This is a genomic window from Peribacillus sp. SRI_006, from assembly GCF_057586375.1.
The window spans coordinates 257,193-279,845 of sequence record NZ_JBYCZT010000005.1 but is presented as its reverse complement, the minus strand read 5'-3'; the positions used below and the strand labels follow the sequence as shown (position 1 = coordinate 279,845).

Sequence of the window (22,653 nt, the reverse complement as noted above, 5' to 3'; positions counted from 1 at the left end):
AACTTAGACGCAGGCCCACCATTACTGTCGAAGCCCCGCCTGACAAGTACTCAGGAAACAGAAAAAAAGACAGGCTTTAGCACCTGTCTTTTTTCACATTTCAATCCCTCCATCAGGATTGGTTTGTGGCCACCGTATTCAAAATGATCTACCCGCCACTTTCCCCCAAAAAGGGATGGTTTTTCTAAATGAAAATCAATTTATGCTGATTATTGAAGCGATAGTCCAGTTTCATCATATCCCTTACGAGCTCTGGCCCATATTGATTCAAGTAATAAAACACATTCCAAATCCTCTCTTGGGGTGATTCGAGAGGGTACAGCGAATTTGCTATCCGATCATATTTTTTCAAGATGACCGAATGTCGTTCCTTTGTACGGTCACCGATTTTGCCATACATGAAATTCAATTGCTTTTGAATGAATTCAATGTTCTTGTTCAACATCGGCTCGAGCCCCCTATCCAAAGAGACAGCGTGGACAAAAAGCTTTTCATGGTTCTCTTCAAGCTGTGATTTCAGCGTCCCGAACAGGGTGTCAATCGTTTCATCTTTAACGGAATCAAGGTAACTTTCCACAGCATTAGCGGTTCCTTCAGTCAGAACAGTTTCCAAACTGAGTTCCATTTCTTCAAGGTCGCTTTGGATACTCCGCTCCACCAGCGTGATATTCAACCTAGGAATGATTGGCGGCATCTTCATGGAAAACAACTCAAACACCTTTTTTAATTCTGCCCAATAGGCTATTTCCCCTGGCCCAGAAACGAATGCCAATACAGGGAAAAGCATTTCCTGCATGAGCGGGCGTGTAATGACATTGTTGCTTAATCGTTCTGGATGATTTCTGGCTATCTGCAAGAGTTCTTCCCCGGTAAATGATACCTCACCGTTTTTTCCGCTGAAACCGCCTTCTACACGTTCGAGTAAACATCGATCTTTTTTTTCTGGATCATAATAAAATAAATTAGCGGCGCGTTTATCCATTTCAATCATTTTTGCATACCCTTTCGCATGCATGAATGATTGCTGTTCCTCGACCACTTCAGCAATCCGTCCACTTTCATTGACCATCGATTCAAAGTATGCCTTCTCAATTCGCCTTAAATCCGGATCTCCGGCATCGACTAGTAAAAGGCCATATTCTTTGAACCATTCATGAATCAGCTCGGCGAAGAAATCGACGAAGGTATTCGATCTCTTAATGGTCTCCTTCATATCAATCAGGAGTTTGTTCGTAAATTCCGTTTCTCCATAAGTTTCAATGATTTCCTCAAGCCACTTCTCTGCCTTTTCCGTTTCCAGCTCCACATCAGAAACCATTGTTTTATATGGCTGGTAGGAAGGATAGGTTTTTTTATCGGGTTTTCCGTTTTTCATAACATAAACATGATTGACCTCAGCCAAATCATGATCTTCTCCAGCTATCCAAAAAACCGGAATGACTGGCTGCCCCAGTTTTTTTTCCTGTTCTTCCGCAAGCTTAATGATCGATATCACTTTATGAATGGTATACAGCGGCCCTGATAATAACCCAGCCTGCTGTCCTCCAATCACAACAACGGAATCATCCCTGCGCAGCCTTCCAATATTACCCTTAACTGCCTCACTGAATGAAAGACGAGACATGTATTGTTGTATGTAATCCGACAATTCATCACGTGAAAAAGAGCGGTTCATCAATTCTTCATATCTATTGTGATAAATGTCAGGCTTAGACAAGTCATAGTGAAAATAATCCTCCGTTTCAAGACGGTTTTGTAAATAGTCCGATGCAAAACGGTTTAAAGATGGTAACGCGAGATCTTTCATCTCCATTTCTGTTCTCCCTTTCTCTGCAACTACAATTCTTTTTAGAGTATAACATTCCGGTTTAAGAAAACAAAAGAAGTTGCCCAGCAGCAGAAAATTGATGCGATGTTCTATGTTATGTAGTCAATATCTTCGTAATACTTGTAATTATTCCAATGGAAAACAATAGAAGGTAAGCCACGAAAAAAAAGGCGAAGTTCACTCTCCAAAAACCCTTTAATACCTTATGGAAAATGATTTCTTCTTTTACCTTGTAATGGACAAGAACCACCACGAATGCGTTGATGAGCATGATGAGCATGATCACCCAAATAATTTGCATATCCCAGATCGTAATGATCAAATAATGGACGGACAATACGAACAGCAGCGTACTCATGTCCATTGCAAATTGAACGGAGCGCCGATGGTTTCCAGTGAATTGTTTGGCACCTATAAAAAAAAGTATATACCCTACGAAAGGCAAGGTAATAAATATCGCGGCAAGGCTTGAAACTACGTACGGCACATCCTCATCCCCCCTGAGACTCTTTTCCTTTGACCATCTTATATAGAGAAGACGTCAGGCAATCACTTTTCCCTTTACTCTTTGCCTCCGAGAGGATATGACCCAAAATGGCATCAATTTCCGTTTTACGGCCATTTTCTAGATCCTTTAGCATGGAAGATCGATTTTCCGCAGTTGCGATGCAAACGGCTTTAACATGTTCAAATGACTCATCCTTATTTTGAACTTCCAAAATACCGGAGATTTCTTCAAAAAGTTCTTGAAATAATTGGTAGTAAAAAGAGTTAGTGATTAAACCGCCATTTTCCACACCAAGTATCGCCGTTAATGGATTTATCACCGCATTGACGACAAGCTTATCCATCAGCATCGAGTGAAAATCTTCACTCTTCGTAAAAGGAAAATGATCGATCCTTTCATTCACTAGCGATAGTTGCTCAAGTTCCCCGCTAAAGGAAGCGATTCTTGTCATGCCCAGTCCCGTATGCTCCACGGTATTCCCGTCATGTTTCAATGCTCCATGCTCCACTACCCCCACATATATGGTCGGGGATTGAAGCTGCTTTAAATAAGAAATATGCCCATAGCCATTCTGCAAGAATAGCAATGGAACCTGAAAATCTTTGATCCTAGGCAGTATTTGCGGCAGGTGATATTGCTTGACGGCCACTATAAGAAGATCCACATCCGATATCCCTTCATCCAGCCCCTTGGACATGATGCCCGTCTGCAGTCGGCTTTCACCATCCGCAATAAGACGGATTCCATCACGTTGGATGATGGACGCCTGATCCGCAGTATGGGTATAGAGAGTCACATTATGCTTTTCACTTAAACGGGACGCAAACAGCAGCCCTATGGCCCCTCCGCCAATGATTCCAATTCTCATGATAACCTTCCTTACTTTTTGAAATATATTTACTATTTTATCACATTATCTTTTTTAGCCTGCACGAATTTTCCCATCGTTGGAAAACACAGCCATTCCGATTGAATGAAACGATGGAACTGCCATTAACGATGGCTCGTCATAAAATACCAACGGAAAGAATGTTTAATACGCCATTGAAGATATAATATTTTCTTCTTTAAGTGTTAATTTAATGGTATATTAGATACGAAAAGCTTAGCCATTTTGAAGACTTTACAGGAACAAAATATAACTCCAAACTCACCCCAAAAGAAATTGAAGGGAAAAGGGCGGGGAATAAAAGGCTATAAGCATTTAGTAAGCTAGGATAAGTCGATGATGTCATACTAGATTTAACCTAAGTTGAAATTCCACATGGCAAAGATCAGTGGGATGACTTTCAAAGGGTACTATCGGAAGAGGTTTATCAGAATTAAGGGGGAGCTTTTTTATGGAATACAAGGTTGAACGATTACTTGTAAATTTTAAAACGCTTGAGGAATTCAAAAAATTCAAAGAATACGGGATACAGGAACTGTCCATGCTAGATGATTTAGAAGGTAACATCATTGAAAATGACAGCCAATCACCTTTTTACGGAATCTTTTATGGCGATAAACTTGTAGCTCGAATGAGCCTTTATAAAAGAAGCGCTAAATTCGACCAGTATTTTGACAATTCCAGGGATTTCCTTGTTCTTTGGAAACTTGAAGTCCTGCCTAACTATCAGAAAAAAGGGTATGGAAGAGCTTTGGTCGAATTCGCCAAAAGCCTGAACATGCCTATCAAAACTAACCCAAGAGTCCATTCACAAGACTTTTGGAAAAAGATGGGTTTTTCTGCTGTTTCCTATGATTTGGACAGGGACCTCGGAGAAAACCCGCTGATTTGGAGCCCATTTGACGTACAAGATAAGAAAGAAATAGATACACAAGAATAAGGAAGCATCAAGAAAATGCGGGCGGATTTTCCCACCCGCATTTTTTATTTATTGACCCTTTCCAAATTACCATTCTTATCCATTTGGAAACTCACCTTCGGATTCGCCTTTTCGTCCTCCTGGACACTAAGTTTTCTTGCGCGCTCCATGATCTGCATTAACGCACGATAATCTTCCTCAACAGCTTTCAGGTTTTCCTTAAGCAGGACATTCTCTTCCAGTAATCGGACATTTTCCCGTTCAAGAAATAGGGAACGCTCAGAAATCCGTTCTTTTTCCTTATTATCAAGCTGAAAGAATTCATCCATTTTGGTTAAATATAATATAACTTCCTGAAGGGTAATAGATTCTTTATCTTCATGCTCGGGCGTTATTTCTTCAATCGTGACATTTTCGACCGTTGCAATCGAATCCCTTTCCACTTCAGGATTATTGACTACCTGTTCTTTCCTTTGTTTTTTCGCCAGCTCTATCCCTGATTTATATTGCTTCCTAACAAATGAATTCCAACGGAACCCACAAGCAGCAGATGTCCTCGATAACTGTTTCCCCACTTCTTCAAACGCCTTTAATTGTGTACTGCCTTCCCGTATATGCCTCAGTACCACTTCAGCCAACAACAGATCCTCATCATGAGTCCATGCATCTTGTCTCGCAATCGTCATCTCTCTACCTCCTTAGCAAGTTTTAATTCATAATATGCACATGCTAGGAAAGATAGAAGATATATAGAGCGTGTAATATTTATTTTTTCTTATTTAGAAAACGCTCGACTGCAGCATGATGCTCATCACTCGCCCACAGTTTGGAACATTCCCGGATTTCCGCATCCATTCTTCCTTTAAGCCCGCTATCCTGCCATTTATGTACCAGCAATCGTTTATAGGCCATCAATACCCCTGTCTCATGGCGAAGAAAATCTTCCGCAAACCATTCCCATCCATCCGTACCTTCTCCGACTATCTCATCTACGAAACCAAGTTCCTTCGCTTCCTCAGCTTTATGTACTTTTGCATCCAATAATAGCTTTAGCGCTTTTTGCTCTGGTATTTTTTCAAGTAAAAGCGAAGCTCCGCCCCAGCCAGTCGTTATTCCTAGAGTACCTTGTACAAACCCTAGCCTAGCTTCCCTCTTTGCTAACCTGAAATCACAAGCTGTCGCTATTTCGCATCCGCCGCCGAAAGCACTTCCATTGATTAGCGCTATTGTCGGTTTTGGGAAAACTGCTAGTTTATACAGAATTTCACCCATTTTCGATAACATAGCAAAGGCCTCTTCTTCTGTATGCAAATCCTGAAATTCCCTTAGATCCCCGCCTGAACAGAACGCCTCAGAGCCCGCCCCGGTCAGGATCAGCAACTTAACTTCATCATCGCATGCAGCTTCCGATAATATCGACTCAAGTTCATCCATCAGCTGATAATTCACGGCATTCCTTTTCTCCGGTCTATTAAATAGGAGCTTCATGAAACCGCGTTTACCCTTTTCAACTTCAATCACCTGATCCATGTATACACCTTCTCCAAAATCATCGGCAAACGCGAATGATTCAAAATATTCTGCCAAATAAATTTGTAAAAAAAGCACAGAGAAAAATCCCTGCGCTTTGATTAGCGTGTTGCATCAAGAGAGCTAAGCTCTCAAGTAGGTCAAGAAATTATTTTGCGACAACTTCTTTTCCTTTATATGTTCCACATTCTTTACAAACGTGATGTGAAAGAGTCATTCCACCACAGCTCGGGCATTCTACCATACCAGGTACTTGAAGCTTGAAGTGTGTACGACGTTTTCTTTTTACAGTTTTCGACGTTCTTCTAAAAGGTACAGCCATTATTCCCACCTCCTTAAAAAATATAAAAAAGCTGGAAAAATCGGATTAACGATTTTTCGTTCCAATCAAGATTCTTTATTGTTGTCAAAAAAGTCGGCAAGCTTTGCAAATCTCGGATCAACCTTATGCTCATTTTCCTCTTCGGAAATAACAGCCCAGTCTTTCCCAGATTGAGGAGCAGCTTCATTCGAATCGACATCCTCACAAAAAACCTGCATCGGAATTTCTAGCAATAAATTTTCTTTAATTACCGGTATTAGGTCTACAACGTCGCCTTCCACAACAGTGACATCATCTCCGTAGAAATCTGTGCCATCTGCCTTTAAAAGAAAGGTTTCCTTTGTATCAATATCAATCGGATATTTAACGTCTACCAGTGTACGGGAACAAGGTAATGTTAATTCACCTGAAAGATGCAAGTGAAAAGTAATCTCGGTCGAGCTGATATCAGCTCTTCCTTCTACTCTGATCGGAGAAACATCGCGAATTTGCGGGTCTCTTTCTCTAATGTCCAAGACATCCACCAGTTCATCAAACCGTAAATCTTTGTCCCGAATTTTTTGAAGTTGACTAATCGTCCATTTCAAATGAAATCACCTCAAGGCAACAAAAATAATTATAGCTTTCAATTATAAGTTTGTCAATATTTTTTCTTTACACTATAATGTAGTCATCCTAACTGATTGTCTAAGTTTTATGAATCATTTCTAACAAAAAATCCAGACGATTACTTATAGTAATTTTACTTGAAATACTATTTTAGCACTAAGTTGATAAAATACAAAGTTTTTCTCTGAGGTGAACGAATGAAAGCTTGCGGTTTAGTAGTCGAATATAACCCTTTTCACAATGGACATGTTTTACATGCAAGAGAAAGTAGAGAAAAAACAGGGGCAGATGTCGTTGTCGCTGTTATGAGCGGGCCCTTCTTACAGCGTGGCGAGCCAGCTATCGTCAGCAAGTGGACACGCGCCGAAATGGCCTTGAATGGCGGCATTGATCTTGTCATTGAGCTGCCATATGCTTTCGCGACACAGAAGGCAGAAATATTTGCAAAAGGATCTATTGCTCTTTTGGAATCGCTAGGCTGTGACTCTTTTTGCTTCGGAAGCGAGGATGGCAAAATTGAACCATTCATCATCGCCCACAAAATCCTTTCGGAAAATTCCGCTGCATTCGATGCCGCAATCAAATCGGCCATGGATGCCGGTAATAGTTATCCGTCAAGTGCTGCCCAGGCTTATCGTTCAATCATCCATGGTGATGCGGCATTGGATTTGACGAAGCCGAATAATATCCTTGGAAAAGAATATGTAAGTGCTGCCCTTTCAAACGGCTACTCCATTCGCCCTTATACGATTCAAAGGGTCGCTGCAGGGTACCATGAAACAAAGTTGTCCAAAGACCCTATTGCCAGCGCAACGGGGATACGTAAAGCCATCCATGAACACCAGGAATTACATTCTGTTTCCAGTTATATTCCTCAAGCGACAATGAGTGGCCTTGAGCAATATTTAACGCGCTACCATGCCTTGCATGACTGGGAAATGTACTGGTCCATGTTGAAATACCGTATCCTTTCTTCCTCTTTAACCGAATTGGCAGGAATATACGAAGTTGAGGAAGGCATAGAGCACCGAATGAAGGAGATGGCCAAACAATCTTCGAGCTTTTCTGGATTCATGGCAGCGCTGAAGACAAAACGCTACACATGGACACGGCTGCAGCGGATGTGTGTCCATATATTGACGCATACATTCAAGGAACAGGTAATTCATAATGACCAACCGGCCTATATCAGACTTCTTGGCATGAATGGCCGGGGGCAAGAATATCTTCGTTCTGTAAAAAAAGGCTTGCCCCTCCCTCTCATCTCTAAACTTTCGTCCTATCGGAAGCAGGACATCGATTCGGACTTGCGAGCAGCACAGGTGTATGCCCTGGGCTTGCCCGAGCCGCATCAAGCTGCATTGATGAAACGTGAATATGAATCTCCCATCATTTTCAAATGAAGAAGGATTCAAGATTGGCCGTTTCATCCTTAAGTGTAAAAAGCTAATCATGAAAAAAAGCGCAGACAGTAGATGACTGCCTGCGCTTTTTTTCATTTTCCTTTTCCATTTAGCTTCGTTAAATAGGCTACTGCATCTTCAAAGTTGTCAACCGGCACGATCTTCATGTCAGTGTCAATATCCTTTGCTGCAATGAGTGCATCTTCATAATTCGAACCCGCTGCTCCGTTTTCATTCGGGGCAAAGAATATCTCGGCTCCAGACTTATCGGCTGCAACAATTTTCTGTTGGATTCCGCCAATTGGACCGACTGTCCCATCATCAGACATCGTGCCCGTACCCGCTATGTCATATCCACTTGTAAGATCGCCTTTCGTTAATTGATTATAAATTTCCAACGAAAACATTAAACCAGCCGAAGGACCGCCTATATGTTCTGAATCTATGGCAATTGCCGGTTTTGTGTTCACTCTTCGATTGTCATCCAGCGAAATGCCGATTCCTACCCTATTTGGATCATTTTTAAAAGGCTGCAATGAAAGAACGGCCGTTTTCTCCGTCTCTTCCCGCTTATAAACGATTTTAACTTCATCTCCGGCCTTCTTTTCGTTAATATAATCCATGAATTCCTGTGCAGACTTGAATTTAACATCATCAACTTGAATGATTTGATCGCCCGCTTTCAGCTCTTTTGCTGCAGGCATTCCTTTTAGCACGTCCAAAACATATACACCCAGGTACTCGTATTCGACTTCTTTCCCTGCTTTTTCATATGCGATCTTAATGGCATTATTTTTAGAACCATCCATTAAGTGGAGCTGCCTGATATTATATTCTTCATCTGTTTCATCTTCGCTTCTGATGGAGGATTCCGGATAAAGCTCCTGATATTTGCTCCACTTCGCCATCATGTAGGAATATATATTTGCCCGGCCCATCCTTACAGTGGTTAACATAAAGCTTCCTTTTGCTTCATCTCCCCCGGATACCTCAATGATTGGCTCCAATTCTTTAGCCATTCCTGGTTTCGATACATAAAAAGGTAGGGAATAAAGGGCTGATGCTATGAGAAGTATAGCCACCACCAGGAAAGTGCGTACATACGTTTTACGGCTCATCTTCAAAGGACTCCTTCCAAGTAACAATGCTCTGCTTAATTTGATCAATCTTACCTCTTGCTGCTTCTTCTCCAATACTAATTATTTCCTGTACGTTTGTAAATGATTTCGAGCTGTATTTCTCAACCCTGGGGCGTATCATGACGTCTGAAGCAAACTCCCTGCTTTTAACTAGCTCCATTTGCAGGATATCGAGGCTTTGCATGATGACGTCATATATGGAGTTTATCTCCATATCCTGTTTCACGTGAGCTACATCCACACCAATTATGATGTCTGCCCCCATATCCTTTACAACTGAAACAGGAACCCTGTCAACTACGCCGCCATCAACAAGCAGTCTGTTTCCGATTCTTTCGGGAATGAAAATCCCGGGAATGGAGATGCTTGCCCTTACAGCCGGTGCGATGGGACCTTCCTGAAAAATGACCTTTTCCCCCGTTTTTATATCAGTGGCTACCACCGCCACAGGAATATCAAGTTCTTCAAATTTCTTGCCATATGTAAATACCCTGATTAAATCCTTTGTCCGCTTACCCGAAATGAAGCCCATCTTAGGTATGGTGAAGTCCAAATAATACTTCCGCTTAAATGCACGGGACAACTTATACAGCCTCTCGATATCCGACCCCGCTCCATAAAAGGCTGCAACCATTGCTCCCATGCTGCTTCCAGCAATCATATCTATCGGAATGCCTTCTTGCTGCAATACCTTTATCACGCCAATATGTGCAAACCCCCTAGCTCCTCCTGACCCAAGTGCAAGCCCGACTTTTGGTTTCGACAAAGATATCCCTCCCGCTTTAACTAGTGCAAAATATTGAAATAACACTCATTCAAAGTTATGGTCTTAAACGGATTTATAGAAGCATATTATTTATATTGACAGTGAAACAAGCATGGCAGATATATTCCATTGAGCGGATCATCCCTCTTTACATGTCGGTACAATCCTTATTCCATCATGCGCTTACTTTTCGAGAAAAAGAAGTTCATATTTTATTATATACGAAACGAACTGCCCTTATTTAGTAACCTTCAAGAGGAGGCTGAATTTTGCTAAAATCAAAATCTAAAACAGTACTGTTAGCTACCTCCGTCACGATGATGGCAGTTGGCTTGATCATCTTCCCCCAAGAATCCTTTGAAGCTTCCAAAGGCGGACTGAATATTTGGTGGACAATTGTTTTCCCTTCACTTCTGCCTTTCTTGATTTTCTCGGAGTTATTAATCAGTTTTGGGGTTGTCAGGTTCATTGGTGTCATGCTCGAACCATTTATGCGTCCCCTATTCCGTGTACCAGGAGTGGGAGGTTTCGTTTGGGCGATGGGACTTGCATCAGGGTTTCCAGCCGGGGCGAAATTCACTGTAAGGCTCCGTCAAGAAGAACAATTGACCCGCATTGAAGCTGAAAGACTCGTTTGTTTTACTAATTCATCCAATCCATTGTTCCTATTCGTTGCCGTTGCCGTTGGTTTTTTCCACAACCCTCATTTAGGGATCATCCTTGCCCTTTCCCACTACCTAGGAAATATTTGTGTAGGCATCATCATGCGTTTTTACCGTTGGAAAGAAGAAAAATCCCATGCAAAAGTAATGACCAAGCTCCCCTCCATAAGACAAGCCTTTGGTCAAATGCATCGTACCAGAATAAAAGAAACAAGGCCATTTGGCAGTTTACTTGGAGATGCGGTACTCTCATCCATCCAAACCCTATTGATGATCGGGGGGTTCATCATTCTCTTTTCTGTGGTGAACAAGCTTTTATTTCATATGAACATCACCGGATTGCTAGCATCTGGGGTCGGAGGAATTCTACATATTTTTAATTTCCCGGACTCCTTAAGCCTTCCCTTCATATCAGGCATGTTTGAAATGACTCTAGGTTCAAAATTAACCAGCACGGTCGAAGAGGCGACACTCTTTCAGCAAACCGTGATGACAAGTTTCATCTTAGCTTTCAACGGGTTCAGCATCCAAGCGCAAGTTGCCAGCATCATTGCCGCAACGGACATTCGTTTCACTCCCTTTTTTCTGGCCAGGATTGCACATGGCCTTCTTGCATCCATTATCACCATCCTGCTTTGGGAACCTTTCTATAAAGGCAAAATGTACAGCGGCAGCCCGATAAACGCATTCCCGGTCAGCGGATCCGGTGAACACGCGAATTCCCTATATCAAAGCATGCTTGATATAGGTCCCATTCTAACACTCGTGTTTTTAATCCTATACATCATCATATTTACCAAAAGGCTATTCAAAGGCCTTTCGTAAACCAAAAAAGAGCATTGCCCGTTGGCAATGCTCTTTTTTCTATCCTTTCAGTTCTTCGTATTTTTTGGCCAGAGCTTTCTGGACGACACTTGGCACTAGTTCAGAAATATCCCCGCCATACTTCGCAACCTCTTTCACGATACTTGAACTCAAGAAAGAATATTGATTTTTCGTCATGATAAAGAATGACTCTATTTTATTGTTAAGGAATCGGTTCATCGAAGTTCCCTGCATTTCATATTCAAAGTCAGAAGTCGCCCTCAATCCCCTGATGATGGCATTCGCGGAAACGCTTTCAGCATAGTCGACCGTCAATCCCTGATAGAAATCCACTTTAACATTCGGCATATGGGCAGTCGCTTCAGTAATCAGTTCCAGTCTCTCTTCCACTGTAAAAAGAGAATTTTTCGCTGAATTGTTCACGATGACCACATATACCTCATCAAAAACATTCGCTCCCCTTTGAATGATATCAAGATGACCAAATGTTATTGGATCAAAACTCCCCGGACAAATCGCTATTTTGGACATTCATAGTTCCCCCTGTTCGTGTACGTTTCCCCATTGATAAATCGTAACGGCAATGACGCCATAAACTTCTTTTCTCTTAACGGTAAAGTCACCAACTTTTTCTGGCAAAGTAACATCATGGCCATGCTCACAAACAATGTATCCCATATCGTTCAGCAATCGGTATTTATGTATTTCTTCAAGAATCTCGACTAGCTTTTGTTTCTTATAAGGTGGATCAAGAAAAATCAATTCAAAAGTCATTTCCCTTTTCACCAAAGCCTTTAATGCACGTTCTGAATCATTTTTATAAACTTCTGCACGGTCTGAAAACTTGCATAGTTCCAAATTAGCCTTAACCGTTTGATTTGCTTTAAAATCCCGGTCGACAAATATGGCTTTATCCATGCCTCTGCTTAACGCTTCAATTCCCAGTCCACCGCTTCCGGCAAATAAGTCGAGGACCAGCCCTCCTTCGAAATAAGGACCAATCATGTTGAAAATGGATTCCTTGACTTTATCAGTAGTCGGCCGGGTTCCTGTACCCGGTACAGCCTTAAGTGGTCTTCCTTTGCAAATTCCGGAAACGACCCTCATCATTCTCACCACATTTTATGACAAATTTCTGTTACTTTCCTATCCTAACATATTAGAAAAAGCTAGCCAATATTTAAACCCATTTGCCCTCATTTCCATGATGAAAAGAACATATCATTTCGTACCATGGATAGAAGATATCCATTCTTTTTATAAATCTTTTACATCTTGAATAATAAAAGGGTTTTTGGCAATAATGTGAATAACAACATTCCTTTTTAGGTGTTGTTGCCAACCGCGGAGAAGGCTTACGTTTCCCCATAAGTTCTTCCTCCGGTTTCTCCTCTCCCTTTGCCTTCTGGTCCTTAGTTAGACATAGAAGGACCCTGCATATTTTTGCAGGGCTTTTTTTTATTGATAAACCACTTATTCCCAATTCCCTTTGTCATCATTCGTCAATGAAGTTGTCCTTCTCTTTTATGAGGGATAATGATAAAGTAATGAATAATAAGTTAGTTAGGAGAGGTTTAATTGATTCAACGTTTTATTGAAATTGGACAAGGATATTCCGATATATATGAGTTGCTGGAAGTAGGCCGCAATCAGAAACATCGAGTTGCAAGGCTATTGGCCATGCATACTACCATAAATGATAAAAAGGTAACGTCATTGGTCATCGTCATGGAGCCCACAGATCCCGGGAAATTCCAGCCGCTTTACATTTGCCGTGAAGGTATCCCTAACCCACATGCAACCAAAAACAAACGCTATGAGCTTTTTGAGAACTTGGCTGAGGAACTGGATAGGCCAATTATTGAAATCGAAGTGAAACCTTCGGTGCTCTTTGCAGAAAGCGAGTTGTACTACCAGCACTTAATCGGCATTTTGCGAATGAATAGATATCTGCCGCCATTAGGCTGAAAGATGTTGCTGCCCTGAAAATGAAAAAGCTGACTCCGCATGAGTCAGCTTTTTTCAAATTCCCATTTTATAATCATATTCTTTCGCTTTATCCGGTTTGGAGTTTTCGTACTCCACCTTCAAAAAAGGCTTGTAAGAAAGGTCCACCTTTTTAACGAACGAATAATTATTCAGTTTTTCCACAAGTGGTTCCACTTCATCCATATTCGTATAAAGCACGACATATTTCAACTTTTTTGAAACATAATGGATATTTCCAAATTTCCTAAGCATTTTGGCTTGTTTCAATGTATGTAAATAGACGATGATTCCCTGTCTCGCTCCAAGCATATCAATAACTCCCTTTTATAAAGGTTTTAACTAAGTGTAGCATAGCAGAATCTTTACTTTCAACCAAGAAAAAAAGATTATAAACAAAATTCTCTCACTATTATGAATATACACACTGTGAAGGGAGCCAAACAAACGATGGATTTAAACCAAATTTGGCATCAATTTATTGTGCATCTATTAGATAATGATGAAATTACCCAAGCTTCGATAAAAAAGTTCACAGGAATCCCCTTTATATATATCCATTATCATCCGGCACCAAATGATGATGGTAAGCTTTCCCTCTTAATAAAAAAAGCCGCAAGCCTTTCAATGCGTGGCAAGCAGCTTCATTGTGAAACCATTTTCGTACGGCAGGAAGAACATTTATATGTATTCCGGCATCGTTTTTATGTGCCGCAGAAAAAGATGTTTTGCTGCGGCAACCTTTGTCCGGATTGTATTTTATATCGCAGTTAATCGCTTTTTGCCACGTGACCGAAATATGTAAGATAATAGTTCATGCATGGGGTTCATGACCATGTCTCGGCGAGGTTCCAAACATGACACAGCCACCGAACTCCGTAGTAATGTCGAATTTCGATGGCTGCATGTTATATACCGGCACTGAATGGTCCCATTCTGGCCTTTACCTTAAGCAGAGCACCCGCAACTTCCCCCGGTTCCGCAGCTTCCCGTTGAACATCCGCCGGATGAAACAAAAAATGGATTCCCAGCCGGGGTTTTGACCTGTTCAGAAACCGCTCGGCCAATTCTTCCGCTTATTTCATCAAGAACGGATTGCAATTCTGTCTCCGCCCGCTTAAACCTTGCAACGGCAGGATGCATGTCCATGTCCCGTTTAGCTTGCCTCGTTTCTAAATTGATGCGTTTATAATCCGGGTGATATTTACCGAACCTTTGAACATCTTCAAATAGATCCTTGAGCGAAGAAAACTTGGAAATAATCCCCTGGGCCTCTTTGTCGTTTTGTAATTTATATAAACTAAGGAGATATTCTTCTCCTATTTCAGAATGAAGGATCATTTCAGCTAATCCATCAGCCTGATGTAAAATGTCGATGATTTCCATAGTAGCAAGCATTAACAAGCTCACCTCCACAATCATTTTACCATTTCTCTCTTTTAGATGCTAATGGTTTGATTAAATCGAGGAAGTGATATGTACCTCAAGCTCTTTTTGCAGCCCTGTTTTTTCACCTGCACCGTTCAAAATCTCCAGCTTTATTTTATGCATGCCATTCGGGACATCCTTTACGATAAATGCTGCCGTTTTCATATCGACTTTCTTTTGATTATCAATAAATACGGACACAGTTGCCAATTGTTCAGGATTTGATTCAGAAAAACCATAGTTTTTCAAGTAGCACTCAACATAGACGGAGTTGCCTTTTACAAATGTTTTTACCCGAAAGTCCTCATCTGAGTTTTGGATGCTCGATACAGTGGTGGCAGCCTCTAGTGTAGAAACACCTTGTATGGCTACTCCTGAGTTTTCAGGTTCAGGTATTTTCTTGCCACAACCTGTCGCTGCCATCAACACTGTTAGAGCCAATATCAACTTTCTCATTCCATCGTCCCCCTTTTGCCTTTATTGTTCGCCAAAAGGAGTAATTTACTCTTACTTTCTTCATTCACTTGGAGCATTCATCGCTTGAAACATATGAAGCATCATTGAGGCAACCTGAACGCTTTCCGAAAATTTAGAGACCCGATGTGGAATCGACTTCTCAAAATAATATTTAGCTTCGGTTTCAAACACATCCACTTCATGTGGATTACGCATTAATCTTTTGTACCATGCAGGCTGAACCCTCAAATAATTTCGCATATCTTCGTTTGTTTGAATGAATTCATATATATTCTGGCGCATGAAAAACCCTCCTTAATCTTTGGTGAATAAAAAAGGGTTAGCTCTCTGCTCTTTTTCTTTTGGAGGAGGACTGGTATCACCTGATTTATTCCCTTGGAAAGCAGATAGCACTCCTTGGATTGCACCGATGGCCTGATTGGCATTCGTAATATATTGTTGAATCTGCCCCATATCCATGTTTTTAACGGCATTCATTAACGAACCGATCAACTCAGTGCTTTGGTCTCCCTTTTCAACCGGCGGTGATTGAGATCCTGTATTCTCTTTAGGCTCACCCACACTGCCGTCAGCCTGCCAGCGTGGATGATCTTCTCCGAGTAAATACCACTCTTCAAAAAGTTCCTGCCATGTTGCTTGTTTGCTTCTCACTTCATTCACTAAATGAGGATGTTCCTTTACAAACTCCCGAAATCCATCCACGGAGGGCCGCTTTCTTTTTGCCATTACTCTCACCTCACACTTAGACATCGCCTATTGCACCATATGCTAAAGGTAGATAAAAAGTGCATAAATTCCTTTACTAATGGAATGAGGCGTGACTGAGGAATTCAAGTTCGTTACGTAAAAACCTCCATTGGCAAACGATCCTCATCGAGGGGAATGCAAATGGTTGGGACCTTTTAAAATATGATTCACAACAAGAAAACGGACCCAAATCGGGTCCGTTTTTTTATCTCTTTATGAAATTCTGGGTGTAATAATTTTTATATACCCCGACGCCCAGACCTGTAAATTCCTCGTTCAGCATCGCATCCCGATGTCCTTTGCTATTTAGCCAACCTTCCATGACAGCAGCTGCATCCACATAATGGGCTGCTATATTTTCACCTGCCGCCCTGTATTTCACATGACCTGCATCAAGACGATTTTCCAAATCCCCCTTTGTTTCAGAAACATGGGTTCCTTCAGGGGTGTCCTTCATTTCCCGGCTATGAAGGTAAGCAACCTCCGCAGTAGCGGCATCCCATTCTAAAGGCTTCAAATCAAATCTGCTGCGCATGATATTCGTAATATCGAATATTTGCTGCTCATTTCCATCTTCCACTTTCGCCATGTCCTCATCTGAAAGGTCCTTAACTGTCACAAGTTCACCATGATAGGTCAACTCATACGGCTTTTGTTTCAATAGGGCGGAATCATTCAAGAATCGGATGCTTGAAACAGTACCAGTGAACTTATCCAAATAAAGCTGAACATTAATATTCCCTAAATCAATTAACGGCCTCATGTTCATATCTTCCTCCGACAATTCAAAACGATAGGAACTATGACCAACTTCAATATCAACAGTTGGTTCCACATATAAACTGGAATAGATGGCATCAATCGATTGTCCAATTTTAAAAGGAGCGACATTGACCTCATCACCGATTCCATAAGCAGATACCACTTTTTCATTTTCAACGGCTAATTGGAAATAATGATTATAGTCCTTTTTATAAACCCACCATTCATATCCATAGGCAGACAAATCAATTCGATCCGGCTTACCGTATTCCCTTTCTATCTCTTTTGCATTTTTCCCGATCGTTACTGCCAGACCTTCTGTCACTTCAGTAACCCCTTCCTTTTCAGAGGAAGTGCTTCTTTCATTTATATGTCCATTGGGGTTAACACCTTTGTTACCATCAATAAGGGGGTTCCCTTCATCTTCATCGCCGATATTAAGATAAATACCGATTACGAAAAAAATAATGATTAACACCAACACCTTACCTAAACTGCGCAGAGGAACACTCCCTCTCTCTATCTAATTTATGTATCCAATGCAAAAACCTTTCTTTCCTGATTATATCACTGTTCAATCATATTTTTCTAATTTACGTTAGACTGCCCCTTCATTAAATTTATTTTAAAAATGGAACTTTTGTGAATGATTAAAATACCATGGTTGAGTTCATTGCAACTTCCACCATTTCGTACTATTATAAAATATAGGATAAAATGGTATATTATAAACATACTTGGAGATTTTTAATATATTCATGTACATAATATTTTCCCGGTATGTCATTTTAATTCTCAATAGTAAACATAGGAGGTACTACTCGTGAAATTTGAAAGCTTTGGAATCGAAAACATCACAGCCGACTTAAACCGATTAGATGACCTAATGCCGCAATATGGTTTAATACGAGCAGAACAATGGGATTACGAAAGAGTAAGTTACGATCGTAAGTTCGAATTAAAAGAAGGCACGTTTTACCTGAGAATACTTGGCTATGCTACAGAGGGCGATGTTGGCGCTCACAGGGCCGTCATCAAATTAATGGTTCCTCTATTAGGAAAACATTATTATCCACACGGAGTTGAATATGGTGAAGGGGAGGATTTTCCTGCATCACTAGTTAAACAAAGTGAAAAAATCCTCGCTCAAATCAAAGAAGAACTTACGCAATTCAACGGCCTATAAAAGCCGTCAGCGAAAAGTGGTACAAAGAGAGAGGATCATGTGTGATGCTCTCTTTTGTGTATCCAATACAAAAGCCTGATGCTTTTTTTGCACCAGGCTTTTTTGTCACTTTAAAATCCTAGGATCGCCTTTATTAAAGATGTTGTTTCGCCGCCATGATAAATCACATAAAGCAGGATGTAAACAGCTACTCCAGTAATCCCAGTGAAAAACCAAATGATGCTTGTCGCCGGCCCGATTTTTTTATGAATGGCGAATTTACCTTTAAACCCAGTGGTAAGCATGATGATCCCCAAAACAGCTCCAGTTGTTGCAAGCGTTATATGGAAAATCAAAAAAATCGTATAATAAATTTTTATGTCATCGGGTCCGCCAAACGACGTACTACCAATGAAGACCGTCCGAGAAAGATATATAGTGAAAAAGATCACCGCAAAAACCGCAGCTGCCATCATGGTTTTTTTATGGGTCTCGATTTTGCGCTGTTTAATTTGATACCAGCCTATTGCAACAGTGATGGCACTTAATACAATGAAGGCTGTACTTATCGTTGGAAGGATTGGTAAAGACATATGAAATGTAGTCCTCTCTATATTTATTAATCAACTACCATTTTATAAGAGGCAATCATAAAATTCAATAAAATCAAGGATTATTAACAGAATGCTCACTTTTATAGAATACCCAAGTCAAATTACTGGCTATTTGCTTTAATTCGAAAATCAGGTAAAGTCAGATAAAAGACTTGTCCGCCCCAAGACAAGTCTTTTATCGTACAATTATTCTGCAGTCTGAAAATCCGAAGGTATAGGATCGATATCATTTTGGCCGCCATTCTCCTTTTTGAACCAAGCAAAGAAAATGACACCCAATACATAGCCTAATACGATTTCTTGAATCACTTTCATCAGAACCCCGCCAAGCTGTTGATCCTCAAGCAATGGCAGTCCATTGAACATTTCCGGACCACTGAGCGTTAAACCGGATAGTGCGGAAGCCGGAACGCAAAGTTCCATGGCACTGGCCCAAGATTCCGCATTGGTGAATGTATCATACATCGGATCATTAGCAAATATGATTAAAGCACAGGCAGGGGTCATTAGAATGCCACTGCCGAATATATAAGCTACTTTTTTCACACCTGATAGACTTTCACGTTCGGGCAGTTGATTGACAAGCGGGAACCACATCAAAACAGCGGTCGTAAATAAAAGGACCGTGTATCCGGCATGAATCCACATCCCCGTTTTGATAAAGTCGAATACTAACGGGATATGGTACAACGAGAAAAGAACGTTAAATAATAAAAGGGCGATAAGAGGTCTCGTGAAAAACTGAAATAACGGCTTCACTCCCCTTGAATTTATGAGTGTTCTCATAAGCCAATCTGGAATCGCAATGATAAATAATGGCGGAATCACGAGATAGAGCAGTGCCATTTGAAACATGTGGGCACTGAACATGATATGGCTCAATAAATCCAGCGGCGATCCTTTTACCACATAAAGAAGGAACATGGCTATCAAAAAATAAGTTGCCTGTTTGACGGAAAGCGGTGAGCTGCCCGGAAACTTCCCCCTTTTTTTTGTCACCAGCCAAAAATAGCCAACGGTAATAAGTACGAGGGCGGCAAAATAATAAGGACTCCACAAAGCGCGAAATCCAAAAATATCAATAGACAAAAAAATCACCTCGTTCATGAACTTTTTCTTACTATCCATTATACCTAAAATGAAACATTGTAACAAATATAGATAAACTTGGATGAGAATCACCACATAAAGAAAAACCGGCTATCATTCAATAGCCGATTTTCTTTATGGTTTATATCCAAACAATCGTTAGGAACACTAGGACCGTTATCAAGCCCACTGCAAGGCCGGAAAATAAGAACAATGCAATGGTGCCATGCCCTTTATGCTTCATGTGCATGAAATAATACAATTGGAAAATCACTTGTACAACTGCCAGCAGCAAAATGACCGGTTTAATGAACCAATGTGAAAAACCCTCAATTCCTACTGCAGCAAAAGCAAGTAATGTAAAGAAAATCATTAGTGTAAATGATATTACTTGGTGTTTCATCTCTTCAGCATTTTTCTTACGGCGATATTTTAAATCGACATTCGGGTTCGCTGAATTTGATTGTTCATTCGCCATCAGTTATCCCACCATTCCCATTAAGTATACGACAGTAAAGATAAATACCCAGACTACGTCAATGAAATGCCAATATAGACTCGCAACAAAAAATTTAGGAGCGTTATACAAATTCAAGCCCCTTCCTGCATTACGAACCATAAGAGAAATTATCCAAACCAAACCGAAAGCAACGTGTCCTCCATGAAAACCAACTAACGTATAAAACGCGGAGCCGAAGGCACTGCTCGTAAAGGTATGATGGAATTCATGAACATAGTGATTAAATTCATAAATCTCGAGTCCAAGAAAACCAAAACCAAGTGCAACCGTAATCACAAGCCAAGCTTGCATTTGTTTAAAGTGGTTATTTTTCATATGGTACATTGCATACACACTGGTCAATGAACTGGTCAGTAACAGCATGGTTGCTACAAAAGTAAGTGGTAATTCGAATAAATCTTTAGCTAAGGCTGCATCACCATTTGGAACTTTATCCTTCAATGCTAGGTAAGTTGCAAATAGTGAGGCGAATAAAACAGTCTCTCCACCAAGAAACAACCAGAAACCTAAATACTTATTTTTACCTTCTAAAGTCGCTTTCTCGGGAGAAGCAGGCCAAGTGGCATCCGTGAATCTTTCATCTGTTTGCATTATGCCTTACCTCCCTTGTCTTTATCGTCCATAAGATCTGCTTTATGAATATGGTATCCATGATCGTCTTTAACTGAACGGATAAACATTGAACCAAATGTCACCAAAAGTCCTACTATCATTATAGGCAGGGTCCATGTCTTATCATCCATATGGTATAAAGCACCAAATGCAGCGATAAATAAACCTGAAGCAATCGTTAATGGAAGAATAGATGAATTTGGCATATGGATATCCCCAAGTGGTTCTGCAGGGGTCATTTCCTTTTTCCCTTCCATTTTTTCAACCCAGTAAGGATCTAATCCGCGGACTAACGGCAGTTGTTTAAAATTATAAAAAGGCGGTGGTGATGGAATTGCCCATTCTAGCGTACGGCCATCTCCCCAAGGATCATTGCCGACCTTTTCATTCTTCACAGATGTAATGATGATATTGATGACCATAACCAAGACACCAAATGCCATCAAAAAGGCTCCCACAGTACTAATCATATTACCTGTATTAAAGCCTTGATTGTCCAAGAATGTAAATACGCGACGAGGCATCCCCATCAAACCTAAGAAATGTTGAATGAAGAATGTTAAATGGAAACCGATCAAGAACGTCCAAAATGTGATTTGCCCCAATTTTTCGCTTAACATTGTTCCAAACATCTTCGGCCAATAGAAATTGATCCCTGCCAATAAACCTAATACAACCCCACCGACGATTACATAGTGGAAATGGGCAACAACGAAATAACTATCATGGTATTGATAATCAGCTGGTGCAGATGCGAGCATGATACCAGTCACGCCACCCATTGTAAATGTAGGAATAAAGGCAACTGCATAAAGCATCGGAACCGTGAACTTGACGCTTCCTCCCCACATCGTAAAAATCCAGTTGAATATCTTTATACCTGTCGGTACAGCGATAGCCATGGTCGCCACGGCAAAGATTGCATTTGCGATCGGACCTAGACCAGTGGTAAACATATGGTGCGCCCAAACCATGAAACCTAAGAAACCGATTAAAACGGTTGCAAATACCATCGATGAATAACCAAACAATCTTTTTCTGGAGAAGGTAGCGAAAATTTCAGAAAAAATACCGAACGCTGGAAGAATCAGGATATACACTTCCGGGTGACCGAATATCCAGAATAAATGCTCCCAAATGATCGTATTTCCCCCTGCCGCTACATCAAAGAAATTCGCACCAAACATCCGATCGAACATCATTAACACCAATCCCACGGTAAGCGGAGGAAAAGCGAATAATATCAATGCAGAAACAACGAAAGTTGACCAGGTAAACAGCGGCATACGCATATATGTCATACCTGGCGCTCGCATATTAATGATGGTTACTAGGAAATTGATCCCTGCCATTAGTGTTCCAAAACCTGATATTTGTAGTCCAAGGACGTAAAAATCAATGCCATGGCCTTCGGAGTGAAGGGATAGTGATGCATACGATGTCCAGCCTGCATCGGGAGCCCCCCCTAAAAACCAGGAAAGATTTAAAAAGACTCCCCCAAAGAAAAACAGCCAAAAACCTAATGAGTTCAAAAATGGGAACGCAACATCACGTGCCCCTATCTGTAATGGCACAACCGCATTCATAACAGCAAATACCAATGGCATGGCCGCCAGGAATATCATTGTCGTACCGTGCATGGTCAAAATTTCATTATAAAATCCGGCACTAACGAAGTCATTATTTGGGATTGCAAGCTGGATACGGATAAACATCGCTTCCAAACCGCCGATTACAAAGAATAACCCGCCAGAGATAAGATATAGAATGGCGATTTTCTTATGGTCTACCGTCGTCAGATAATCCCAAAGCGTAGCGCCAAATCCTTTTTTATTAGCGTAGGTACTCACGAT

Annotated in this window: 28 protein-coding genes; 6 read left to right on the top strand and 22 right to left on the bottom strand. The window is 40.9% G+C overall.

The features are described 5' to 3' along the window. Positions 1-184: 184 nt before the first annotated feature. The 3 genes from bshC to AC2YHV_RS09315 all read right to left on the bottom strand — a co-directional run bounded on the left by bshC (position 185) and on the right by AC2YHV_RS09315 (position 3,204). Positions 185-1,813, bottom strand: a complete 1,629-nt coding sequence (gene bshC, locus AC2YHV_RS09325; protein ID WP_487373075.1) for a bacillithiol biosynthesis cysteine-adding enzyme BshC — start codon at positions 1,811-1,813, stop codon at positions 185-187. Positions 1,814-1,922: 109 nt separating this feature from the next. Next, on the bottom strand, positions 1,923-2,315 hold the full coding sequence (locus AC2YHV_RS09320) for a DUF3397 domain-containing protein (protein ID WP_034313918.1): 393 nt from the start codon (positions 2,313-2,315) through the stop codon (positions 1,923-1,925). Positions 2,316-2,319: 4 nt separating this feature from the next. Beyond that, entirely contained in the window at positions 2,320-3,204 is an 885-nt protein-coding gene (locus tag AC2YHV_RS09315) for a 2-dehydropantoate 2-reductase (protein WP_057278452.1), read from the bottom strand. A gap of 472 nt (positions 3,205-3,676) precedes the next feature. Between AC2YHV_RS09315 and AC2YHV_RS09310 the strand changes: the two genes are divergently transcribed. Beyond that, on the top strand, positions 3,677-4,165 hold the full coding sequence (locus AC2YHV_RS09310; protein ID WP_034313924.1) for an N-acetyltransferase: 489 nt from the start codon (positions 3,677-3,679) through the stop codon (positions 4,163-4,165). A gap of 44 nt (positions 4,166-4,209) precedes the next feature. Here the strand turns inward: AC2YHV_RS09310 and AC2YHV_RS09305 are convergent, their stop codons facing one another. The 4 genes from AC2YHV_RS09305 to AC2YHV_RS09290 all read right to left on the bottom strand — a co-directional run bounded on the left by AC2YHV_RS09305 (position 4,210) and on the right by AC2YHV_RS09290 (position 6,583). Further along, positions 4,210-4,830, bottom strand: a complete 621-nt coding sequence (locus AC2YHV_RS09305) for an RsfA family transcriptional regulator (RefSeq protein WP_034313926.1) — start codon at positions 4,828-4,830, stop codon at positions 4,210-4,212. Positions 4,831-4,909: 79 nt separating this feature from the next. Then, positions 4,910-5,752 (bottom strand): enoyl-CoA hydratase/isomerase family protein, encoded by an 843-nt coding sequence (locus AC2YHV_RS09300; RefSeq protein WP_487373074.1) that lies wholly within the window; start codon positions 5,750-5,752, stop codon positions 4,910-4,912. A 70-nt stretch (positions 5,753-5,822) separates the two neighbouring features. Then, on the bottom strand, positions 5,823-5,996 hold the full coding sequence (gene rpmF, locus AC2YHV_RS09295; protein ID WP_034313929.1) for a 50S ribosomal protein L32: 174 nt from the start codon (positions 5,994-5,996) through the stop codon (positions 5,823-5,825). A gap of 65 nt (positions 5,997-6,061) precedes the next feature. Next, positions 6,062-6,583, bottom strand: coding sequence for a YceD family protein (locus AC2YHV_RS09290; protein ID WP_034313932.1), 522 nt, complete (start codon positions 6,581-6,583; stop codon positions 6,062-6,064). Positions 6,584-6,802: 219 nt separating this feature from the next. Between AC2YHV_RS09290 and AC2YHV_RS09285 the strand changes: the two genes are divergently transcribed. After that, positions 6,803-8,008 carry a nucleotidyltransferase gene (locus AC2YHV_RS09285; protein WP_427526044.1) on the top strand — a complete coding sequence of 402 codons (1,206 nt, stop codon included), beginning with the start codon at positions 6,803-6,805 and terminating at the stop codon, positions 8,006-8,008. Between the two features lie 92 nt (positions 8,009-8,100). Here the strand turns inward: AC2YHV_RS09285 and AC2YHV_RS09280 are convergent, their stop codons facing one another. Next, positions 8,101-9,126, bottom strand: coding sequence for a SepM family pheromone-processing serine protease (locus tag AC2YHV_RS09280; protein ID WP_057278455.1), 1,026 nt, complete (start codon positions 9,124-9,126; stop codon positions 8,101-8,103). Beyond that, the gene (locus AC2YHV_RS09275; RefSeq protein ID WP_034313939.1) at positions 9,116-9,913 is read right to left on the bottom strand and encodes a patatin-like phospholipase family protein; all 798 of its coding nucleotides are present in this window, start codon (positions 9,911-9,913) and stop codon (positions 9,116-9,118) included. Before AC2YHV_RS09275 ends, AC2YHV_RS09280 begins: the two co-directional genes overlap by 11 nt. A 269-nt stretch (positions 9,914-10,182) precedes the next feature. On the opposite strand from AC2YHV_RS09275, the gene ylbJ reads away from it, so the two are divergent. Further along, positions 10,183-11,400, top strand: coding sequence for a sporulation integral membrane protein YlbJ (gene ylbJ, locus AC2YHV_RS09270; RefSeq protein WP_057278456.1), 1,218 nt, complete (start codon positions 10,183-10,185; stop codon positions 11,398-11,400). A 39-nt stretch (positions 11,401-11,439) separates the two neighbouring features. On the opposite strand, the gene coaD is transcribed toward ylbJ, so the two are convergent. Together coaD and rsmD are read right to left on the bottom strand one after the other, a co-directional pair. Beyond that, positions 11,440-11,931: a pantetheine-phosphate adenylyltransferase gene (gene coaD, locus AC2YHV_RS09265; RefSeq protein ID WP_034313942.1), complete on the bottom strand. Its 492-nt coding sequence runs from the start codon at positions 11,929-11,931 to the stop codon at positions 11,440-11,442. After that, the gene (rsmD, locus tag AC2YHV_RS09260; RefSeq protein ID WP_034313946.1) at positions 11,932-12,507 is read right to left on the bottom strand and encodes a 16S rRNA (guanine(966)-N(2))-methyltransferase RsmD; all 576 of its coding nucleotides are present in this window, start codon (positions 12,505-12,507) and stop codon (positions 11,932-11,934) included. It abuts the gene before it with no gap. Positions 12,508-12,978: 471 nt separating this feature from the next. On the opposite strand from rsmD, the gene AC2YHV_RS09255 reads away from it, so the two are divergent. After that, on the top strand, positions 12,979-13,368 hold the full coding sequence (locus AC2YHV_RS09255) for a DUF7147 family protein (RefSeq protein WP_063576924.1): 390 nt from the start codon (positions 12,979-12,981) through the stop codon (positions 13,366-13,368). Between the two features lie 54 nt (positions 13,369-13,422). Here AC2YHV_RS09255 and AC2YHV_RS09250 read toward each other — a convergent pair whose 3' ends face one another. Continuing rightward, positions 13,423-13,698 carry a YlbG family protein gene (locus AC2YHV_RS09250; RefSeq protein ID WP_034313951.1) on the bottom strand — a complete coding sequence of 92 codons (276 nt, stop codon included), beginning with the start codon at positions 13,696-13,698 and terminating at the stop codon, positions 13,423-13,425. 138 nt (positions 13,699-13,836) lie between these two features. On the opposite strand from AC2YHV_RS09250, the gene AC2YHV_RS09245 reads away from it, so the two are divergent. Next, positions 13,837-14,160 (top strand): hypothetical protein, encoded by a 324-nt coding sequence (locus AC2YHV_RS09245; protein ID WP_034313954.1) that lies wholly within the window; start codon positions 13,837-13,839, stop codon positions 14,158-14,160. A 174-nt stretch (positions 14,161-14,334) separates the two neighbouring features. Here AC2YHV_RS09245 and AC2YHV_RS09240 read toward each other — a convergent pair whose 3' ends face one another. From AC2YHV_RS09240 to AC2YHV_RS09220, 5 genes are all read right to left on the bottom strand, one after another. Then, positions 14,335-14,784: a YlbF/YmcA family competence regulator gene (locus AC2YHV_RS09240; protein ID WP_098184685.1), complete on the bottom strand. Its 450-nt coding sequence runs from the start codon at positions 14,782-14,784 to the stop codon at positions 14,335-14,337. A gap of 60 nt (positions 14,785-14,844) precedes the next feature. Next, positions 14,845-15,270 carry a hypothetical protein gene (locus AC2YHV_RS09235; RefSeq protein WP_057278458.1) on the bottom strand — a complete coding sequence of 142 codons (426 nt, stop codon included), beginning with the start codon at positions 15,268-15,270 and terminating at the stop codon, positions 14,845-14,847. A gap of 60 nt (positions 15,271-15,330) precedes the next feature. Beyond that, entirely contained in the window at positions 15,331-15,573 is a 243-nt protein-coding gene (locus AC2YHV_RS09230) for a YlbE-like family protein (protein WP_034313959.1), read from the bottom strand. A gap of 12 nt (positions 15,574-15,585) precedes the next feature. Further along, the gene (locus tag AC2YHV_RS09225; RefSeq protein WP_034313961.1) at positions 15,586-16,017 is read right to left on the bottom strand and encodes a YlbD family protein; all 432 of its coding nucleotides are present in this window, start codon (positions 16,015-16,017) and stop codon (positions 15,586-15,588) included. Positions 16,018-16,243: 226 nt separating this feature from the next. Beyond that, positions 16,244-17,278 carry a CAP domain-containing protein gene (locus tag AC2YHV_RS09220; protein ID WP_235568391.1) on the bottom strand — a complete coding sequence of 345 codons (1,035 nt, stop codon included), beginning with the start codon at positions 17,276-17,278 and terminating at the stop codon, positions 16,244-16,246. 345 nt (positions 17,279-17,623) lie between these two features. Between AC2YHV_RS09220 and AC2YHV_RS09215 the strand changes: the two genes are divergently transcribed. Then, on the top strand, positions 17,624-17,986 hold the full coding sequence (locus AC2YHV_RS09215) for a YugN family protein (protein ID WP_034313973.1): 363 nt from the start codon (positions 17,624-17,626) through the stop codon (positions 17,984-17,986). 110 nt (positions 17,987-18,096) lie between these two features. Here AC2YHV_RS09215 and AC2YHV_RS09210 read toward each other — a convergent pair whose 3' ends face one another. The 5 genes from AC2YHV_RS09210 to ctaD all read right to left on the bottom strand — a co-directional run bounded on the left by AC2YHV_RS09210 (position 18,097) and on the right by ctaD (position 22,650). Continuing rightward, on the bottom strand, positions 18,097-18,558 hold the full coding sequence (locus AC2YHV_RS09210) for a DUF420 domain-containing protein (RefSeq protein WP_057278459.1): 462 nt from the start codon (positions 18,556-18,558) through the stop codon (positions 18,097-18,099). A 207-nt stretch (positions 18,559-18,765) separates the two neighbouring features. Further along, positions 18,766-19,668: a cytochrome c oxidase assembly factor CtaG gene (gene ctaG / locus AC2YHV_RS09205; protein ID WP_057278460.1), complete on the bottom strand. Its 903-nt coding sequence runs from the start codon at positions 19,666-19,668 to the stop codon at positions 18,766-18,768. Between the two features lie 142 nt (positions 19,669-19,810). Further along, positions 19,811-20,146 carry a cytochrome c oxidase subunit IVB gene (ctaF, locus tag AC2YHV_RS09200; protein ID WP_034313978.1) on the bottom strand — a complete coding sequence of 112 codons (336 nt, stop codon included), beginning with the start codon at positions 20,144-20,146 and terminating at the stop codon, positions 19,811-19,813. Positions 20,147-20,149: 3 nt separating this feature from the next. Beyond that, positions 20,150-20,779: a cytochrome (ubi)quinol oxidase subunit III gene (locus AC2YHV_RS09195; protein ID WP_034313980.1), complete on the bottom strand. Its 630-nt coding sequence runs from the start codon at positions 20,777-20,779 to the stop codon at positions 20,150-20,152. Continuing rightward, complete coding sequence (ctaD, locus tag AC2YHV_RS09190; protein ID WP_057278461.1) at positions 20,779-22,650, bottom strand: cytochrome c oxidase subunit I; 1,872 nt, start codon at positions 22,648-22,650, stop codon at positions 20,779-20,781. Before ctaD ends, AC2YHV_RS09195 begins: the two co-directional genes overlap by 1 nt. Between the last annotated feature and the right edge of the window lie 3 nt (positions 22,651-22,653).

Coding starts and splice junctions, on each gene's coding strand:
- bshC (WP_487373075.1), bottom strand. CDS start 1,813: ATGGAGATGAAAGATCTCGCGTTACCATCTTTAAACCGTTTTGCATCG.
- AC2YHV_RS09315 (WP_057278452.1), bottom strand. CDS start 3,204: ATGAGAATTGGAATCATTGGCGGAGGGGCCATAGGGCTGCTGTTTGCG.
- AC2YHV_RS09310 (WP_034313924.1), top strand. CDS start 3,677: ATGGAATACAAGGTTGAACGATTACTTGTAAATTTTAAAACGCTTGAG.
- AC2YHV_RS09305 (WP_034313926.1), bottom strand. CDS start 4,830: ATGACGATTGCGAGACAAGATGCATGGACTCATGATGAGGATCTGTTG.
- rpmF (WP_034313929.1), bottom strand. CDS start 5,996: ATGGCTGTACCTTTTAGAAGAACGTCGAAAACTGTAAAAAGAAAACGT.
- AC2YHV_RS09285 (WP_427526044.1), top strand. CDS start 6,803: ATGAAAGCTTGCGGTTTAGTAGTCGAATATAACCCTTTTCACAATGGA.
- AC2YHV_RS09280 (WP_057278455.1), bottom strand. CDS start 9,126: ATGAGCCGTAAAACGTATGTACGCACTTTCCTGGTGGTGGCTATACTT.
- coaD (WP_034313942.1), bottom strand. CDS start 11,931: ATGTCCAAAATAGCGATTTGTCCGGGGAGTTTTGATCCAATAACATTT.
- rsmD (WP_034313946.1), bottom strand. CDS start 12,507: ATGAGGGTCGTTTCCGGAATTTGCAAAGGAAGACCACTTAAGGCTGTA.
- AC2YHV_RS09250 (WP_034313951.1), bottom strand. CDS start 13,698: ATGCTTGGAGCGAGACAGGGAATCATCGTCTATTTACATACATTGAAA.
- AC2YHV_RS09245 (WP_034313954.1), top strand. CDS start 13,837: ATGGATTTAAACCAAATTTGGCATCAATTTATTGTGCATCTATTAGAT.
- AC2YHV_RS09240 (WP_098184685.1), bottom strand. CDS start 14,784: ATGCTTGCTACTATGGAAATCATCGACATTTTACATCAGGCTGATGGA.
- AC2YHV_RS09235 (WP_057278458.1), bottom strand. CDS start 15,270: ATGAGAAAGTTGATATTGGCTCTAACAGTGTTGATGGCAGCGACAGGT.
- AC2YHV_RS09230 (WP_034313959.1), bottom strand. CDS start 15,573: ATGCGCCAGAATATATATGAATTCATTCAAACAAACGAAGATATGCGA.
- AC2YHV_RS09225 (WP_034313961.1), bottom strand. CDS start 16,017: ATGGCAAAAAGAAAGCGGCCCTCCGTGGATGGATTTCGGGAGTTTGTA.
- AC2YHV_RS09210 (WP_057278459.1), bottom strand. CDS start 18,558: ATGTCTTTACCAATCCTTCCAACGATAAGTACAGCCTTCATTGTATTA.
- ctaF (WP_034313978.1), bottom strand. CDS start 20,146: ATGGCGAATGAACAATCAAATTCAGCGAACCCGAATGTCGATTTAAAA.
- AC2YHV_RS09195 (WP_034313980.1), bottom strand. CDS start 20,779: ATGCAAACAGATGAAAGATTCACGGATGCCACTTGGCCTGCTTCTCCC.